The organism is uncultured Slackia sp. (assembly GCF_959608125.1).
Classification (GTDB): domain Bacteria; phylum Actinomycetota; class Coriobacteriia; order Coriobacteriales; family Eggerthellaceae; genus Slackia.
Genome location: NZ_CAUHPG010000024.1, coordinates 16,636 through 33,648, shown reverse-complemented (window position 1 = coordinate 33,648; position 17,013 = coordinate 16,636). Strand labels below are relative to the sequence as shown.

At 58.7% G+C, this 17,013-nt stretch carries 14 protein-coding genes, 1 tRNA gene and 1 other RNA gene; 14 read left to right on the top strand and 2 right to left on the bottom strand.

Features of this window, described 5'->3' with window-relative positions; genetic code table 11:
- Positions 1–139: 139 nt before the first annotated feature.
- Entirely contained in the window at positions 140–460 is a 321-nt protein-coding gene (locus tag Q6E04_RS07800; protein ID WP_303250217.1) for a hypothetical protein, read from the bottom strand.
- 285 nt (positions 461–745) lie between these two features.
- On the opposite strand from Q6E04_RS07800, the gene Q6E04_RS07795 reads away from it, so the two are divergent.
- Both Q6E04_RS07795 and Q6E04_RS07790 read left to right on the top strand, forming a co-directional pair.
- A complete protein-coding gene (locus tag Q6E04_RS07795) occupies positions 746–1,576 on the top strand; it encodes a deoxyribonuclease IV (protein WP_303250216.1) in 831 nt (276 codons plus the stop codon).
- Positions 1,577–1,735: 159 nt separating this feature from the next.
- On the top strand, positions 1,736–2,647 hold the full coding sequence (locus tag Q6E04_RS07790) for an exopolyphosphatase (RefSeq protein WP_303250215.1): 912 nt from the start codon (positions 1,736–1,738) through the stop codon (positions 2,645–2,647).
- 107 nt (positions 2,648–2,754) lie between these two features.
- On the opposite strand, the gene Q6E04_RS07785 is transcribed toward Q6E04_RS07790, so the two are convergent.
- A complete protein-coding gene (locus Q6E04_RS07785; RefSeq protein ID WP_303250214.1) occupies positions 2,755–3,198 on the bottom strand; it encodes an Hsp20/alpha crystallin family protein in 444 nt (147 codons plus the stop codon).
- Positions 3,199–3,777: 579 nt separating this feature from the next.
- On the opposite strand from Q6E04_RS07785, the gene Q6E04_RS07780 reads away from it, so the two are divergent.
- The 12 genes from Q6E04_RS07780 to Q6E04_RS07725 all read left to right on the top strand — a co-directional run bounded on the left by Q6E04_RS07780 (position 3,778) and on the right by Q6E04_RS07725 (position 17,008).
- The gene (locus tag Q6E04_RS07780; protein WP_303250213.1) at positions 3,778–5,115 is read left to right on the top strand and encodes a sodium-dependent transporter; all 1,338 of its coding nucleotides are present in this window, start codon (positions 3,778–3,780) and stop codon (positions 5,113–5,115) included.
- A 193-nt stretch (positions 5,116–5,308) separates the two neighbouring features.
- An RNA gene (ffs, locus tag Q6E04_RS07775) (signal recognition particle sRNA small type) lies at positions 5,309–5,402 on the top strand.
- A gap of 185 nt (positions 5,403–5,587) precedes the next feature.
- Positions 5,588–6,259 (top strand): VTT domain-containing protein, encoded by a 672-nt coding sequence (locus Q6E04_RS07770; RefSeq protein WP_303250212.1) that lies wholly within the window; start codon positions 5,588–5,590, stop codon positions 6,257–6,259.
- Positions 6,260–6,296: 37 nt separating this feature from the next.
- Positions 6,297–6,372 (top strand) — tRNA-Gly (locus Q6E04_RS07765).
- 190 nt (positions 6,373–6,562) lie between these two features.
- The gene (gene dnaX, locus Q6E04_RS07760) at positions 6,563–9,256 is read left to right on the top strand and encodes a DNA polymerase III subunit gamma/tau (RefSeq protein WP_303250211.1); all 2,694 of its coding nucleotides are present in this window, start codon (positions 6,563–6,565) and stop codon (positions 9,254–9,256) included.
- Between the two features lie 200 nt (positions 9,257–9,456).
- On the top strand, positions 9,457–9,765 hold the full coding sequence (locus tag Q6E04_RS07755) for a YbaB/EbfC family nucleoid-associated protein (RefSeq protein ID WP_303250210.1): 309 nt from the start codon (positions 9,457–9,459) through the stop codon (positions 9,763–9,765).
- 10 nt (positions 9,766–9,775) lie between these two features.
- Positions 9,776–10,372 carry a recombination mediator RecR gene (gene recR / locus Q6E04_RS07750; RefSeq protein ID WP_303250209.1) on the top strand — a complete coding sequence of 199 codons (597 nt, stop codon included), beginning with the start codon at positions 9,776–9,778 and terminating at the stop codon, positions 10,370–10,372.
- 1,075 nt (positions 10,373–11,447) lie between these two features.
- The gene (gene arcA, locus Q6E04_RS07745) at positions 11,448–12,695 is read left to right on the top strand and encodes an arginine deiminase (protein ID WP_303250208.1); all 1,248 of its coding nucleotides are present in this window, start codon (positions 11,448–11,450) and stop codon (positions 12,693–12,695) included.
- A 107-nt stretch (positions 12,696–12,802) separates the two neighbouring features.
- A complete protein-coding gene (gene argF / locus Q6E04_RS07740) occupies positions 12,803–13,798 on the top strand; it encodes an ornithine carbamoyltransferase (protein WP_303250207.1) in 996 nt (331 codons plus the stop codon).
- A 19-nt stretch (positions 13,799–13,817) separates the two neighbouring features.
- Entirely contained in the window at positions 13,818–14,756 is a 939-nt protein-coding gene (arcC, locus tag Q6E04_RS07735; RefSeq protein ID WP_303250206.1) for a carbamate kinase, read from the top strand.
- 106 nt (positions 14,757–14,862) lie between these two features.
- Complete coding sequence (locus Q6E04_RS07730; protein WP_303250205.1) at positions 14,863–16,338, top strand: YfcC family protein; 1,476 nt, start codon at positions 14,863–14,865, stop codon at positions 16,336–16,338.
- A 244-nt stretch (positions 16,339–16,582) separates the two neighbouring features.
- Positions 16,583–17,008: a GNAT family N-acetyltransferase gene (locus Q6E04_RS07725; protein ID WP_303250204.1), complete on the top strand. Its 426-nt coding sequence runs from the start codon at positions 16,583–16,585 to the stop codon at positions 17,006–17,008.
- The last annotated feature ends 5 nt before the right edge of the window (positions 17,009–17,013 follow it).

The window sequence follows — 17,013 nt, the reverse complement described above, 5'->3', positions numbered from 1 at the left end:
CGCTTGATTCACTTCTTTTGCCGTTCAGAAAACGGGGTCCTTTGCACTTTTGGGGCCTAGTTCAATCGGCGGGTTCTTTCGTATATGCGGCGCGCTACGAAAAAAGCGTCGCAGGATGGGGCTGGGGAAGGGTCGGCCGTTACGGCATGACGGCCATCAGAAGGCCCAGGCCGATCAAGGCGAGGCCCGGACCCGGCAAAATCAGCATCGGCAGTCCGATCAATATGAACAGTATGCCGAGCGCGCGTCGTCCTAGGTGCAATCCTCGACGTGGCATGGCGGCCGTGCCGCCGTTCGCGTAGACGTTTCGGGCCGAAGAGCTCGGTCCGTATGGGGAGGAGTATGAGTAGGCGCGGCGTGTGCGGGGCTTTTCATCGGCGAATCCGATGGGCACGGCGGTTTTCGATCCGTCGCGCTCGATGACGTACGCCTCGGATACAGGAGAGTTCGTCGTTTTCATGATCCGTCCTTTCGTCGATGCGTCCACTATGCGCTGCAACGCTACGCGCTTCAAGCGGCGCGTGCGAATCGTTGCGTCTGCGTGAGGCGTTCGTCAACGAATCGTCAGGTTGAAGGGGTCTCGTACACGATTCGCCCATGGGTCGTTGTGGTTTTCGACCGAGGCGTTTCGTGTCCTATGGAGCTGCGCCGTTCGTGCAAGAGCGTCGCGTCCGCTGCGCTATAATGCCAGGCGCTCAATGTTACGTTATGGGTGCCATTACACTGCGGAAGGGGCGGATAGGTCATGCTTACCATCGGATGCCATCTTTCTTCCTCGAAGGGTTTTCTCGCCATGGGCAAGGCCGCCTCGTCGATCGGGGCGAACACCTTCGCGTTCTTCACGCGCAACCCACGCGGCGGCTCGGCCAAAGCGATCGATCCCGAGGATGCCGCCGAACTGAAGGCGTGGATGGAGGCCGAATCGTTCGGAACGCTTGTCGCGCACGCGCCGTATACGTTGAATTGCTGCTCCGATAAACCCCATGCCAGGCAGTTCGCGCGCGAAGCCATGGCCGACGACTTGCGTCGCATGGAGTTCACGCCGCATAGTTACTACAACTTTCACCCGGGCAGCCATGTCAAACAGGGTGCCGAAGCGGGTATCGCCATGATCGCAGGGGTGCTCAACGAGGTGCTCGAGCCCGAACAGACAACGACGGTGCTGCTCGAAACCATGGCGGGCAAGGGAACCGAGGTCGGATGCAGCTTCGAGGAGTTGGCGGCGATCATCGACCGCGTCGAGCTGTCCGACCATATGGGCGTGTGCCTAGACACGTGTCATGTGCACGATGCGGGCTACGATATCGTGAACGATCTCGACGGCGTGCTGGAGGAATTCGATCGCGTGCTCGGCATCGACCGTCTTCGCGCCGTGCATATCAACGACAGCAAGAATCCGTGCGGGGCGCATAAAGACCGTCATGAAATCATCGGCGAAGGCTATATCGGTATCGAGGCCTTCGAACGCATCGTGAACCATCCCGCCTTGCGCGACCTGCCGTTCATCTTGGAGACTCCGAATGAATTGCCGGGCTACGCGAAGGAAATCGAGTTGCTGCGCGGGCTGCAGCGATAGGTCGCATTTCGTGTTCCCGGTCGTTTCGCACCGCATGATTTGACGCGGGCTTTACATACGTCGCCGGCATCGGCCTCGTGGCCGACTATACTGAGACAATCGTATTGAAACGAAAAGCTCGCCTTGCGGGCTTTTCTTCTGAGATAGCGAGGTCGCGTTATGAATTACGGCGTCATCGACGTTGGCTCGAACACGGTCCGCCTGTGCGTGTACGACGTTTCCGCCGACGGAAAGAAATTCAAGACGATCGTGAATCGCAAAAGCATGGCCGGTCTGGCGGCGTATGTGCTCGACGGCGTGCTGTCGCAAGAGGGCATCGAGGTCGCGGCCGAATGCGTGAAGAAATGCCTGAAGCGTGCGGCGTATCTGAAACCCGTGCGCGTCGACGTATTCGCCACCGCCGTGCTGCGCAATATCGACAACAGCGCCCAAGCGATTGCGGCGATCGAGGACATGGCCGACTGCTCGATTGCGCTTCTATCCGAAGAAGACGAGGCCCATCTGGGCTTTGTCGGCGCGTCATCGAAAGACGAACTGGTCAACGGAGTGCTGGTCGATATCGGCGGCGGCTCGTCCGAGGTCACGCTGGTCGCCGACTCCAAAGACGTCATGCGCGCGAGCCTTCCGCTTGGCTCGCTCTCGTCGTATCGCCGTCATGTCTCCGACATCATGCCGACCGAAGCCGAGTTCGCGGCCATCCAGGGCGAAGTGCATGCCCTGCTCGAAGCCGATGCGCACGGTATGGCCGAGCACCGCGTGCGTCGTCTGTTCGGCGTCGGCGGAAGCATTCGTGCTTTGGCCGAGGTGAACGCTCATCTGCAAGGCGGCGTATCCGACAAGGACATGACGCACGAGGACGTACATCGCTTGGTCGAGGACATGTTCGAGCGCCGTCGCGCGTTTTTGGATGCGGTGTTGCATATCGCTCCCGAGCGCGTGCACACCATCGCCTGCGGCCTGGCTATCCTGACGGAGCTTTTCGACGATTTCGACGCGATGGGTCTGCATGTCTGCAGCAATGGCGTGCGCGAGGGCTACCTCGTCGACCGCATCCTCGCGCGCGAGCGATAGGCGTTTTTCGTGATGCCGAAAACGAAAGAGCGCATAACGAAAAAAGAGCCGATCGGCTCTTTTTTCGTGTACTGCATAGAAGGTGGAGAGGATGGACGGTTCGGAAGCTAGCCCTCGATCGAGATGAGCTTCTTGGCGTCTTCGGGGGCGGGAAGCTCCTTCTTCGGCACGACGATGCGCAGGATGCCGTCTTCGAACTTGGCGCGGATGTCGTCCTCGGAGATGTCCTCGCCGACGTAGAAGCTGCGGCGGCAGCTGCCGGTGAAGCGCTCCTTGCGCAGGTAGGTGCCGTTTTCGGACTCCTCTTCGCTTTCGGATTCGGTGCTTGCCTGGATGGTGAGGTAGCCGTCCTGCAGCTCTGCGTGGACGTTTTCCTTCTTGAAGCCGGGCAGGTCGATATCGAACTCGTAGGCCTTCTCGGTCTCCTTGATGTCGGTCTTCATCATGGCAGGCATGGCCTGCTTGGGCTGCGGGCGGCCTCCGAAAACGTCGAAGGGGTCGCTCAGGAAGTCGGCGAAGAAATCGTTTTTGCGTGCGGGAACCAGCATCATGGTCATCTCCTGTCTGTGGGGCGGATGCCTTCTCGTAAGGGTCTGCTCGTTGCGGGATATGCTTGCATCCGCTCGTCGTTTCTGTTTACGAGATGCACTATAGAATCCTTTTTAGCACTCTACAAGCAAGAGTGCTAATACGCCATCGTTCCGTTACTTTCGTCACACGGAGGGGGAATGCGCCGTCATGCGTCGTCGGCCGTCCGTTCCGTTCGACCGAGCGTCCGAGAATATGGGTATTTGCCGCGTTGTCGGCCACTATGTTGTGATAAAGTGCCGCCATACGGAAATGCGACGCAATCATCGTCGTTCCGGTTTCCACAGAGCAGCGTCGGAGGATCCGACGCATGACCGTCCGAAAGGAGTCGTAATAATGAACCAGGCATTCAACGTGTTCTCTTCGATCGCTTCTTCTCGGGCATGGTGGTGGCGTAGCTTGTAACCGGTCGGTCGATCGCGAGCTTTCGTCACGTTTTCTCATCGAATGAACGAAGGGCTCCGGGCGACCGGGGCCCTTTTTCGAGCCCGCAAGGGCGGATCTTCCCCGAATATCGGGGCTCTATGGAAGGAATTCAACGCATGGCAACATCATCCTCTTCGCGCGATTCGTTCACGTCGCGCACGGCGTTCATCATCGCCTGCATCGGCTCGGCCGTCGGCATGAGCGCCATCTGGCTTTTTCCGTACCGCGTTGCCGAAATGGGCGGCGCGGCGTTTCTCATTCCGTATCTGATTTTCGTCGTGCTGCTCGGCCTGACCGGCGTCATCGGCGAGATGGCCTTCGGCCGCGCTATGGGCACCGGCCCCATGGGGGCGTTTTCCAAAGCGCTCGAAATGCGCGGGGTCAAGCATTCGGGACCGCTGGGCAAGGTCATCGGGGCCATCCCTACGCTCGGTTCCCTCGGCATCGCGATCGGTTATTCGGTCGTGCTCGGCTGGTTCTTGAAGTACTTGCTCGCATCGGGCACGGGCACGCTGCTGCAGGTGCCTGACATGGGCGCGTATTTCGGCGGCCTTGCCAGCGATTTCGGCAGTGTCGGCTATCATGCGGCGGCGCTCGTCATCACGTTCGCCGTCATGCTGTTGGGCATCTCGCGCGGCATCGAGCGCTTGAACAAGATTATGATGCCGCTATTCTTCGTGCTGTTCGTGATCATGCTGGTGCGCGTGGCCATGTTGCCCGGCGCCTTCGAAGGCTACAAATACCTGTTCGTCCCCGATTGGAGCGCGCTTGCGAACCCGCAGACGTGGGTGTTCGCGCTGGGGCAGGCGTTCTTCGGCCTGTCGTTGGCAGGCAGCGGCACGCTCGTGTACGGCAGCTACTTGAAGAAGGACGTCGATGTGGTCTCGTCCGCGAAAAACGTCGTGATTTTCTCGACGCTCGCCGCGGTGCTTTCCGCCATGATCGTGGTTCCCGCCGTGTTCGCGTTCGGCCTGGACACGCAGTCCGGTCCTCCGTTGATGTTCATCGCGCTTCCGCAGGTGTTCCAGGAAATGCCCGCGGGCGGCATCTTCTGCTTCGTGTTCTTCCTGGCCGTCGCCTGCGCGGCGATCACCAGCCTGGTGAACCTGTTCGAGACGCCGATCGAGGCCCTGCAGGAGCAGCTGCATCTTCCGCGTTGGGGCGCCGTGGCCATCGTGGCCGCGATCGCGTTCGGCGTGGGCGTGTTCATCGAGAGCGGCGATGCGGTGAGCGCCTGGATGGATGCCGTTTCCATCTACGCCATTCCGTTGGGCGCGCTGCTGGCCGCGATCATGTTCTTCTGGGTCTGCCCGAAGCATTTCGCCAAAGAGCAGGCGCAGATCGGCCGCGAGAAAAAGCTCGGCGCATGGTTCGAGCCTATGACGAAATACCTGTTCGTCGGCATTACCGCCGTGGTCATCGTGCTGGGCATCTTCTACGGCGGCATCGGTTAGGCGCATACGTCGGCATGTGAAACTCTTTATGGGCGACGGCTTTCGGGCCGTCGCCTTTTCGCGTTTTCGCGCGCTCTCCGTTGTGCGGGAAGCATCGCATCTCGAAGGGGATGTTCCACAAATGACGGTTTCGTGACGCTCTCTTCCGATGCGCCTATTTCGGGTATACTTCCGATGTCGCAACCAGTGCCGCGGATGGGCCTGGGCGGCGCCATGGTTCGAACCTGGTCAGGTCCGGGAGGAAGCAGCCATAAGGGCCCGCTGACGAGCGCCCATGCCTATCCGCGGCAACTGAGCCGGCATACGCCGGTGCAATGTCGACGCCGCGACGGCCTGAGACCTCTCGCCTTGCGCACGACGCCGAAATGGCGCTGCGCGAACCGGGATGTCTCAGGCCGTCTTGTGTACGGCCTTTTTTCGCGGTTGTCCTCATTGTTATGCGGCCTGCAAGCCGCCCATCCGAAAGGCTTCTATGGAAATCATTCAGTTCTTCCTCGATCTGTTGTCCGATCCGCGTGCCGCCATCGCGGGCTGGATCGTGGCGCTCGGTCCTTTTTGGGTGTACAGCCCTCTGTTTTTGATCGTGTTCGTCGAAACGGGCCTTGTCTTCTTCCCGTTCCTGCCTGGCGACTCTCTGCTGTTCGCGGCGGGCGTCTTCTCGGCCGACGGCGGCGGGTTGAATGTCTGGGCCACGCTGTTCGTGTTCTATGCGGCCGCTATTCTGGGCAATACCTCGAACTACTGGATCGCTCGTTTCTTCGGCTCGCGCATCATCGATTCGGGCAAGGTCAAGGCCCTTACGCCTGAACGCATGGCCAAGCTCGACCATTTCTTCGCGAAATACGGCGGTCTTACGATCGTCATCACGCGCTTCATGCCGTTCTTCCGTACGTTCGCGCCGTTCATCGCGGGTACGGGCCATATGAATTTCGGCAAATTCACGCTGTTCAATGCGATCGGCGGTTTCGCCTGGGTCACCTCGTTCGTCCTGGTGGGCTATTTCTTCGGCGGCATTCCCTTCGTCCAGGAACATTTCGAGCTCATCGTGCTCGGCATCGTCGCCGTGTCGGTCGCGCCTGCCATCATCGGCGCGGTGAAGGCCGGTATGAATGCGCGAAAAAAGAAAAAATCCCAGGATCAGTAGCCTTCGATCCGGTACAATACCGCTTCGCCTTGCATATGCGGACATGGCTCAGTTGGTAGAGCACAACCTTGCCAAGGTTGGGGTCGCGGGTTCGAGTCCCGTTGTCCGCTCCAGATTCTTCAGCCCCGCCACGTGCGGGGCTTTCTCATGCTCTGCGTGGCCCCTGGGTTCGAAGCCGCCGGCGCGGCTGTGCTTCCACCCGTTCTGTGGGATATGCGCGGCGGAATCCGCCTTCTTCTATAATGGCCGAAACTGGAAATGCAGCCGGATGCGACGGCTGCGGGGAAGCGGAGACGAGGCGCCATGTCAGAAGCACTGTATAGGAAATACCGCCCTCAGACGTTCGAGGACGTCGTGGGACAGACCCATATCGAGCGCACGCTGAAAAACGCCATCGAATCCGACAAGGTGAGCCACGCCTATTTGTTCTGCGGACCGCGCGGTACGGGCAAAACCACCACGGCGCGCCTTTTGGCGAAGGCGCTTTTGTGCGAAGGCGGGCCGACGCCGTCTCCCGACGGAACGTGCGAGCAGTGCCTCGCCATCGCCGACGGCGTGCATCCCGACGTCAGCGAACTCGACGCGGCAAGTCGCACCGGCGTCGAGAACGTGCGCGAGGAAATCATCGGGCGCGTTCAATACGCGCCTACGCGCGGGCGTTACAAGATATATATCATCGACGAAGTCCATATGCTGTCTACCGCGGCGTTCAACGCGCTGCTCAAGACGCTCGAAGAGCCGCCGAGTCACGTGGTGTTCGTGCTGTGCACTACTGACCCCCAGCGCGTTCCCGAAACCATCCATTCTCGCTGTCAGCGCTTCGATTTCCACCGCCTTTCGAACGACGAGATCGTTTCGCGCCTGGGAGCCGTTTGCGTGGCGGAAGGCGTGGAATTCGAAGGCGACGCACTCGACTTGATCGCCCATCGCGCCCAGGGCGGCATGCGCGACGCCCTTACCGCGCTCGAGCAGCTGATCGCGTTCGGCGGCGGCACGGTGACCGTCGAGGTGGCGCAAAGCGTGCTGGGGTCCATCGATACCGATGACATGTCCACGGTGGTGAACGCGATAGCCGCGCGCGATGCCGCTGCATGCTTCACGTGGGTGTCCGAGTATGTCGAAACGGGTGCCGACCTTGCTCGTTTTGCGCGCGATCTTGCGGGATACGTGCGCGATTTGTATATTCTTGCCCTGACCGACGGCGCCGTCGCGCTCGACGCGCCTCAGGCGGCACGCCCCGCGATGGCGAAAGAGGCGGCCGCATTCGGTCCCGATCGCCTCGCGTACATTCTGCGTGTTCTGGGCGACCTGAGCGCCGAATTGCGCTCCTCGGTCAATCCTCGCCTTTCTTTCGAAATCGCGTTGACGCGTATGGTTCGCCCCGAAAGCGACTTGACGCTCGACGCGCTTGCCGCGCGCGTGGCGACGCTCGAGGCCGCGCTGGCTTCGGGGTCGTTTGCCGCATCGAGCTCTGCGGCCGTCCTGACGTCAGGAAACGCACAGGGCTCGTCGCGTGTCGAGGAGTCTCGTGTCGTAGCTCCTGCATCCGTTCCGCCCGTGGCGAGCGGATATCGACCGCTGTCCGCGGAGGCCCCTGCTCTCGCGGCATCGGAGGCGCCCGCTCCCGCCCGCGCTTCCGAAGCCGTCGATAGGTCTGCCGCATTTCGTGCCCAGCTCGAGCAGCGCCGTGCGGCGAAAGCCCCTGCGCCCGCAGGAAGCGTGCCTGCTGCGGCCCCTGCGCCCGCGCCTTCTTCGTCGCAGCAGGCCGCTGGTTCTTTGTCGGACGATATCCGGGCGAAGATCAGCGATCCGTCCGCGTTGCAGCGCGGGTGGCAGGCGGCGATTGCGGATTTGAAGCGCCGCCGTGCGGCGTATGGCGCGTTGATGCTTTCGGCGCGCATCGTCGCGCAAGACGGGGGAGAGGGCTTGTTCATCGAGTTCTCCCGCGAGAACAGCTTTGCATACTCGGCCGCGCAGAAGCCGGATATCTCGGCCGCGATCGCAGCATCGCTCGAAGGCGCGTTCGGCGCGCCCGTTCCGTTCGCCATCACGCAAGGAGAAGGCGCGTCGTCTCCCGCACGCGCCGCAATGGCCCGTGCGGCCGCCATGCGCGCTGCAGATTCCGTTCCCGCGTCTGTCGGCGCTTCGCAGCCTACGGTTTCAAAGCCTGAGCCGCCTGCCGCTGTGCAGGCGCCCGTATATACGGCCGATGACGTCGTTCCCTACGATGATGCCGACATGGTTCCGTATTCCGACGCTGACGTCGAGCCATATGCCCCATGGGACGGCTATGAAGACTCGCTTGCTCCTGTGCCTATCGGGCGGTCTGCGGAGGCGCCTTCTCGTCCTTCGCGCAAGGCCGAGGCCGCTTCGCGCGCCGTAGCTGCCGTCGAATATGCGCCGCAGGCCGTCGCCCCTATTTCTTCGAACGTTCAACCGACGCCTGCTCCTGAACCTGCCGAAGTCGCCGCCGCCTCTGAAGACTCCGAGACCGAAGTTTCCTACGATCTTTCGGTTCAGGGTCCCGACCCGGTCGATCCGTATATCGTAGGCAAAGAGCTTGGGTTCGATTCCATGTCGGCCCCTAAGAAACGCGCCAAGAACATGATCGTGCCCACGGGATGGCCCGGCATCGCCGATGCGAAGAAAGCGCCGACGAAGAAGGGGCCGAACGCACGTAGTCAGGAAGCGGCCGTGAAGGTCGATTCCGCGCCGGAGCCGACTCCGATTCCGCGTCCACAGGATGCTTCCGTGCCCGACCGTGTTGCCGAGGTTTCACCTGCGCCGTCCGATGCGCCTTCGGCGTCCGAACCCGCGGCGCCGTCCGCGCGCCCGAATCCGTTCGCTTCGCGTGCGATGCCTGCGGGTATCGGGGGCGCTGCACAGCCTGCACCTGCGTCAGAGCTCGAGAATGTCTCTGCGGCCGGCGCCATGGACGCGGCCGATATCTTCGGATCGTTCGGCATTTCGTTCGAGGACGTTAAAGAAGAGCGTTAGTTTTTGCAGCAAAGGCGTCGACGGCGATTCGTCGACGCCTTTCTTCGTGCTCGCAGGCGGCGGCTGCGCCCGGCGCTTTCGTGCAGCCGATGCGTCTGTGCGCGTCATTGTGTTAGTCTTTCTACCTATATATATGCGCATACGGTTGCGCTGCTTCTCCGCGCACGTGGAGAAGCCCCAAGAGAAAAAGGAGAATCGTCATGGATATGAAAGCAATGATGCGCCAGGCGCAGAAAATGCAGGCCGAGCTTGCTAAGGCGCAGGAGGAAATCAAGACCATGACCGCCGAGGCTACTGCCGGCGGCGGCATGGTCAAGGTCGTTGCTCAGGGCGATATGACGATCCAGTCCATCGTGATCGATCCGTCCGCTGTCGATCCCGACGACGTCGAGATGCTGCAGGATATCGTGACCGCTGCGGTCAACGAGGCCCTGCGTGCCGTTTCCGCCCAGGGCTCGCAGCGTATCAGCGCCGCTACCGGCGGTATGAACATCCCTGGCTTGATGTAGCGGGCGTCTCGTGGAATCGGCTCCTGCCATCCAGAAGCTTTTGGACGAACTCGAGCGAATGCCGGGTGTCGGCCCCAAAAGCGCCCAGCGCATCGCGTATTGGATGCTTAACTCCGATCGTGAGACGGTGCTTCGTCTGGCCGATGCTATCGTCGAGGTGAAAAACACCGTGCATTTCTGCTCGCGATGCTTCAACTACGCAGAAGGAGAGCTTTGCGAGGTGTGTGCTTCTCAAAGGCGCGACGAATCGGTGATATGCGTGGTGAGCGAGCCGCGCGATATCGCAGCGATCGAGCGCACGGCAGCATTTTCGGGCGTGTACCATGTGCTCGGAGGCGCCTTGTCTCCCATGGATGGCATCGGGCCCGATGACTTGCATATCGCAGAGTTGCTGAAGCGCCTCGCCGACGCCGATGTGCGCGAGGTCGTCCTTGCCACCAATCCCAACGTGGAGGGAGAGACGAGCGCAGCGTATCTGGCCCGCCTGATCAAGCCTCTGGGCATCGAGGTGACGCGACTTGCAAGCGGTCTTCCCGTGGGAGGCGATCTTGAATTCGCCGATGAAATCACGCTGGGCCGTGCTATCGAGTCGCGGCGTCCGCTCTAGTTTTTTTCGCCCCGAATCGCACTCGGCTCGCGTTTCAGGGGCGTTTTCGGAGCGGCTTCATCCCATGCTCGGGTGTATGTGGGGATTGAGCAGCGTCTTTGCGCGCATGTTTGGAGAATCGGTAGTTTCTTTTCCGTATGCGAAGCGTTACAATTGGTTGTGCATTACAGAGGCGACAAGCTTCGGTAAGGATAAGGGTTCTGTTAATAGGAGGGGAACAGAACCCTTTGTCTTTATCGGGGCTTTTCTATTTTACATACCATGTCTTGCGGCCGGCCTTCCATGGCTGGCCGTTTTTTTGTGCCGTAGCCTCCGGGAGCCTGTCGGGAATCATCTTGACCGCCGAGGAGTTCGCTTTATCGAATGCTGTCGAGTGCGCCTTTGAAAGCGTCGATTAGCAACGTCGTACAGGGTCTTCGGACCGCCGATCGCCGTCTATTCCGCGCTTTTCAGTTAGACGATGACTTATTATTGTAAATATATGCAATATAATGAATATTACGAGAAAACAACATGATGTTGACGTCGAGTAGACTTATTTTTATGCGCATAGATATGACGCAAGAAGCCGTTGGGGACGCTCAGGAATCCGTCCGCGTTTTTTCCTATCTATCGTATAGAAATAATGCCATAAATTAGCGCTGGCTTACATTTATTTTATGTATTGAAAATAATAAATATGCAAAATTAATCTCAATAATTGAGATTATCATTTTTAATAATGCAAATTTCTAAATAAAATCGATTAATACCCGTTTTCATCGAAGAAATTGATGCATATATTCATAAAGAAGGTTTCATTTTCAATAATCAATCGTCTTGAAGCTTATATTCGTGCCGAAAGCATCGCTAGAAACCTGGTAGTAGAAAAAATATGATTCAAATTAGCGTGAATTTATCCGGTATCGACCTAAAAACGGTCTTCGTTTTGGATAAATTGAAAAGAAGATGCAATAAATTGAGTTTTGCCAGGTCAGTGCAATAAAAAAACAGCTTGCAATTTCCTTTGCGTGCGGCGATGATGGTCTTGTCGGATTTGGGAAGACCGACAAGAGAGAGGAAAAAGGAGGCTCACATGAAGGGTATTCATGTAACGAGCGAAATCGGTAAGCTTAAGAAGGTTTGCCTGCATCGTCCTGGCGACGAACTGCTGAACCTTCCTCCTGACGAGCTCGAGCGTCTGCTGTTCGACGACGTGCCGTTCCTGGAGGTTGCTCAGGCCGAGCACGACCGTTTCGCTGAGATTCTGCGCGAGCAGGGCACCGAGGTTCTTTACCTCGAGCAGCTCGTCGCCGAGGCTTTCAAGGCTCATCCGGGTGCTCGCGAAGAGTTCCTTGATCAGTACATCGAGGAGGCTGGCATCAAGGGCCAGGCTATGCCCGGTATCGTCCGTGAGTATCTCAACTCCATCGAGGACGATTTCGAGTTCGTGAAGAAGACCATGGCTGGCGTCGCCAAGAGCGAAATCGACCTGCCCCATGCTTCTTCCGTCACCCTCGACGACATGGTCAGCGCTCATAGCGACAAAGAGAGCGATCTGATCATCGACCCGATGCCCAACCTGTACTTCACCCGTGACCCGTTCGCCTGCGTCGGCAACGGTGTCAGCCTGAACCGTATGTATGCCGTCACGCGTAACCGCGAGACCCTGTACGGCAAGTACATCTTCAAGTATCACCCGGACTACGCCGAGACCCCGCTGTGGTTCCGCCGCGATGCGGCTTCCCACATCGAGGGCGGCGACATCCTGAACCTCAGCAACAAGGCTCTGGCTGTCGGCATCTCCCAGCGTACCCAGGCTGCTGCCATCGATATCCTCGCCCAGAATATCTTCTGGAAGACCGAGGGCTGCGAGATCGAGAAGATCTTCGCGTTCGATATCCCGAACTGCCGTGCATTCATGCACCTCGACACGGTCTTCACTCAGATCGACGTCGACAAGTTCACGATTCACCCCGCCATCATGGGCACCCTGCGCGTTTTCGAGCTGACCAAGGGCGCAACTCAGGGCGAGGTCGACATCAAAGAGCACACTGATTCCCTCGAGAAGATTCTCGAGTACGCCACCGGCGTTGACGGCATCAAGCTCATCCCCTGCGGTGGCGGCGACCCGATCGCTGCTGCTCGCGAGCAGTGGAATGACGGTTCCAACACGCTGTGCGTCGAGCCGGGCACCATCGTGGTGTACCAGCGCAACAACGTCACCAATGACGTTCTCTACAAGGAAGGCCTCAACCTTCTGGTCATGCCCTCTGCCGAGCTGTCCCGTGGTCGTGGCGGCCCGCGTTGTATGAGCATGCCCTTCCAGCGCGAGGATCTCTAAGCATTTTCGCGGCCCCGCCCGTTTTCAAGCGGGGCCGCACTCTTCTGTTCTTCATTGCCATTTAGAGACCAATATGGGTTTGGTCTCTAGGAAGAAAGGATAACAACATGGGTGTCAATCTCAGCGGTCGCAACTTCCTGAGGCTTCTCGACTTCTCCACCGAGGAGATCGAGTACCTGCTCAAGCTGTCCAAGAACTTCAAGGACATGAAGCGCGCAGGTGTGCCCCACCGTTACCTCGAGGGCAAGAACATCGTTCTGCTCTTCCAGAAGACTTCCACCCGTACCCGTTGCGCTTTCGAAGTTGGCGCTATGGACCTCGGCATGGGCGTTACCTACCTCGATCCGGGCAGCTCCCAGATGGGCAAGAAGGAGTCCATCGAGGACACCGCTCGCGTTCTCGGCCGCTTCTATGACGGCATCGAGTTCCGTGGCTTCGCTCAGACCGACGTCGAGGACCTCGGCGCTAACGCCGGCGTTCCTGTCTGGAATGGCCTGACCACCGAGTGGCATCCCACCCAGATGCTCGCCGACATCCTGACCGTTCAGGAGAACTTCAACTACGACATCAAGGGTCGCACCCTGGTGTTCATGGGCGACTGCAAGAACAACGTTGCTCGCTCCCTCATGGTCGTTTGCGCCAAGCTGGGCATGAACTTCGTCGCTTGTGGTCCTAAGGACGACATGCCGGCCGACGACGTGCTCGAGGCTTGCAAGCCGATCGCTGCCGAGAATGGCTGCACCATCACCCTCACCGAGGATGTCAAGGAAGCCTGCACCGGCGCCGATGTCATCTACACCGACGTTTGGGTTTCCATGGGCGAGCCCGACGAGGTCTGGGCTGAGCGCATCGAGCGCCTGAAGGCCTATCGCGTCACCAAGGAAGTCATGGCCATGGCTAAGCCCGAGGCTATCTTCCTGCACTGCCTGCCTGCTTTCCACGACACCAACACCACCATCGGTGCCGAGAAGGCCGAGCAGTTCGGCATCACCGAGATGGAGGTCGAGGACGAGGTCTTCGAGTCCAAGCAGTCCAAGGTCTTCGACGAGGCCGAGAACCGCATGCACACCATCAAGGCTGTCATGTACGCTACCTTGAAGTAAGAAGACGGGGGTATTTGAAATGGCTAACAAGCGTCTCGTGATTGCCCTGGGCGGTAACGCCCTGGGCAATACCCCCGAAGAGCAGCTCGAGCTGGTTCACAACACGGCTGCTCCTATCGTTGACCTCATCGAAGAGGGCTTCGACGTCATCGTCACCCACGGCAATGGCCCCCAGGTCGGTATGATCAAGGTCGCTACCGACAACTCTGCTACGAAGGTGGGCGGCACCCCGTCCATTCCCTTCCCCGAGTGCGGCGCTATGAGCCAGGGTTACATCGGCTATCACCTGCAGCAGGCTATGCAGCGCGAGTTCGCTCGTCGCGGCATGGACAAGGCTTGCGCTTCCATCGTCACTCAGACGGTCGTCGACGCTGCCGACCCTGCGTTCCAGGATCCCACCAAGCCCGTCGGCGCTTTCTTCACCGAGGAAGAGGCCGCCAAGCTTATGGAAGAGACTGGCAACAAGTACGTCGAGGACGCTGGCCGTGGCTGGCGCTGGGTTGTTGCTTCTCCCGCTCCGGTTCGCATTGTCGAGCTGCCGCTGATCAATAACCTGGTCGATGCCGGTATGTGCGTCATCTCCACTGGCGGCGGCGGTATCCCCGTCGTCGAGGAGGACGGCGGCTACAAGGGCGTTCCTGCCGTTATCGACAAGGACCGTTCCGCCGCTCTGCTCGCAGGCGAGGCCAAGGCCGATATGCTGGTCATCCTGACCGCCGTCGATCGCGTCTGCATCAACTTCAACAAGCCTGATCAGCAGGAACTTGCTTCCATGACGATCGCTGAGGCTGAGAAGTACATGGAGGAGGGTCAGTTCGCCAAGGGTTCCATGCTGCCCAAGGTCGAGGCTTGCCTCTCCTTCGTGAAGGCCAATCCGGAAGGCAAGGCCCTCATCACGTCTCTCGAGCGCGCGAAAGAGGCGCTCGCTGGTGAGACCGGTACGGTTATCACCGCTTAATTAGGGTACAAAGTCCTGCTGGGGGTAGGGGTGCTCCCAGCAGGATTCCATGCGTTATGAAGGAAAGAGACATAACGCATGGATACCCGTTTGAAAGGGGAATATCATGGCTGACAACGTTAAAAAGAAGAAGGATCCGATTAGTTCATTCAGTATCCTTCTTATCCTGCTTGTCGTGCTGGCTGTTATTTCTTGGATTGCAGCTGCAGCGACGGGCGGCACCGTGACGGGTGCGTCTCTCTCCAATATTTTGACGGCGCCTATCTATGGCTTTACGGGCGCTCCTACCGACATTGTCGAAAGCGCTGCCAATCCGGATACGTTCCCGGGCGGCGCGCTTGAGGTCTGCTTCTTCGTTATGATTCTGGGCGGTTTCTTGGGCGTAATGACCAAGACCGGCGCTCTCGACAACGGTATTGCCGTTCTGGTGAAGAAGCTTCATGGCAATGAGCTTGTCCTCATTCCTATCCTGATGATTCTGTTCTCTATTGGCGGCACTACGTACGGCATGTGCGAAGAGACCGTTCCGTTTTATGTTCTGCTTGCAGCAACTATGTATGCGGCAGGTTTCGACGCGATGGTCGGTTCCGCAGTCGTTCTTCTTGGCGCTGGCTGCGGTGTTCTCGGTTCTACCGTCAATCCCTTCGCTGTCGGTGCTGCGGTGTCGTCTTTGGTCGATGCCGGCATTGAAGTGAACCAGGGCACCATCATCATGCTGGGCGCCATTCTTTGGATCGCCACCCTTGCAGTTTCCATTGTTTACGTTATGAAGTACGCTGCTAAGGTCAAGAAGGATCGCGGCTCCACCATTCTCTCTCTGCAGGAGCAGCAGGATGAGAAGGAGAGCTTCGGCAAAGATGAAATCGAGGGCGAAGTTGTTCTGACTGGTCGTCAGAAGGGTGCTTTGATCGTGTTCGCGCTCGCGTTCATCATCATGGTCATCAGCTTCATTCCTTGGGAAGATTTCGGCGTGACGCTGTTCCTCGGATGGTCCGAGGTCATCACCGGTCTTCCTCTTGGCCAATGGTATTTCGTTGAAGCTGCAAGCTGGTTCTTTGTCCTTGCTTTGATCATTGCCTTTGTTGGCGGCTTGTCCGAATCCGAGACTGTGAAAGCGTTCATTGACGGTTGTGCCGATATGATGAGCGTCGTTATGATCATCGCTCTCGCTCGCGGTATCTCTATCCTTATGGCCGAGACCGGCATGTCCGACTGGATTCTGCTGAATGCCTCGAATGCTTTGCAGGGTGTTTCCGCTTTCATCTTCGCGCCGGCATCCTGGTTGCTCTACGTGGTTCTGTCCTTCTTGATTCCGTCGAGCTCTGGCATGGCTACCGTGTCCATGCCGATCATGGGCCCGCTGGCTGCCAATCTCGGCTTCTCCGTCGAGACCATGGTCATGATCTTCAGCTCTGCTAACGGTCTTGTGAACCTGTTCACCCCGACCTGCGGCGCCATCATGGGTGGTCTTGCTGTGGCGCATGTCCAGTACGGCACCTGGCTGAAGTGGGTTTGGAAGCTTCTGGTGATTCTTGCTGTAATCTGCCTCGTGGTCGTCACCGCCGCTATGATGATTTTGTAGGCTGTTCACTCGCACTGGAAAAAAAGACCCCGGATACGTTCGGGGTCTTTTTGCGTTTGCGGCTTTCGAAAGGTCGGGCTCACGATGTCCAATTGAGAAAATAAGGATATGAAGCGTTCGCGCTTCGCGGCTCGTGTTCGATATAGGTCGTTCGCATCGGGAACCGTCCTGGAAAACCCATCGTAATGCTTGCATCTTGCGGTAATCTGATGAGCACATTGGCTTACGAGAGAGCGGAGATGGCATGTCCGACATCGCAGTGAAATACGACGCTAAAGAAGATGCATTCGCAATTCGCACGAAGGTATTCGTCGAAGAGCAGGGCTACGAGAACGAATTCGACGATATCGACGACCGAGCAATCCATGTCGTTGTGTTCGATGCCGGTGTTTCTGTCGGCTGCGCACGTTGCTTTGTCGATGATGGTGACCCGTCGTGTTATTACATCGGTCGCGTTGCGACCTTGCCTGAGTTTCGAGGCCGCGGCGTAGGAGGCATGCTTGTCGAAGCATGCGAAGACGCGGCTAGGAAGCAGGGCGCACGTATTATCCGCCTGCATGCGCAGGCTCGTCTCGAATCGTGGTACGGTGCCATGGGGTATATTCGCTTCGGCGAGGTCGATTACGAAGATGAGGGACAGCCCCATATCTGGATGGAGAAAAGGTTCTGAGAGAT

Coding starts and splice junctions, on each gene's coding strand:
- Q6E04_RS07800 (WP_303250217.1), bottom strand. CDS start 460: ATGAAAACGACGAACTCTCCTGTATCCGAGGCGTACGTCATCGAGCGC.
- Q6E04_RS07795 (WP_303250216.1), top strand. CDS start 746: ATGCTTACCATCGGATGCCATCTTTCTTCCTCGAAGGGTTTTCTCGCC.
- Q6E04_RS07790 (WP_303250215.1), top strand. CDS start 1,736: ATGAATTACGGCGTCATCGACGTTGGCTCGAACACGGTCCGCCTGTGC.
- Q6E04_RS07785 (WP_303250214.1), bottom strand. CDS start 3,198: ATGATGCTGGTTCCCGCACGCAAAAACGATTTCTTCGCCGACTTCCTG.
- Q6E04_RS07780 (WP_303250213.1), top strand. CDS start 3,778: ATGGCAACATCATCCTCTTCGCGCGATTCGTTCACGTCGCGCACGGCG.
- Q6E04_RS07770 (WP_303250212.1), top strand. CDS start 5,588: ATGGAAATCATTCAGTTCTTCCTCGATCTGTTGTCCGATCCGCGTGCC.
- dnaX (WP_303250211.1), top strand. CDS start 6,563: ATGTCAGAAGCACTGTATAGGAAATACCGCCCTCAGACGTTCGAGGAC.
- Q6E04_RS07755 (WP_303250210.1), top strand. CDS start 9,457: ATGGATATGAAAGCAATGATGCGCCAGGCGCAGAAAATGCAGGCCGAG.
- arcA (WP_303250208.1), top strand. CDS start 11,448: ATGAAGGGTATTCATGTAACGAGCGAAATCGGTAAGCTTAAGAAGGTT.
- argF (WP_303250207.1), top strand. CDS start 12,803: ATGGGTGTCAATCTCAGCGGTCGCAACTTCCTGAGGCTTCTCGACTTC.
- arcC (WP_303250206.1), top strand. CDS start 13,818: ATGGCTAACAAGCGTCTCGTGATTGCCCTGGGCGGTAACGCCCTGGGC.
- Q6E04_RS07730 (WP_303250205.1), top strand. CDS start 14,863: ATGGCTGACAACGTTAAAAAGAAGAAGGATCCGATTAGTTCATTCAGT.
- Q6E04_RS07725 (WP_303250204.1), top strand. CDS start 16,583: ATGTCCGACATCGCAGTGAAATACGACGCTAAAGAAGATGCATTCGCA.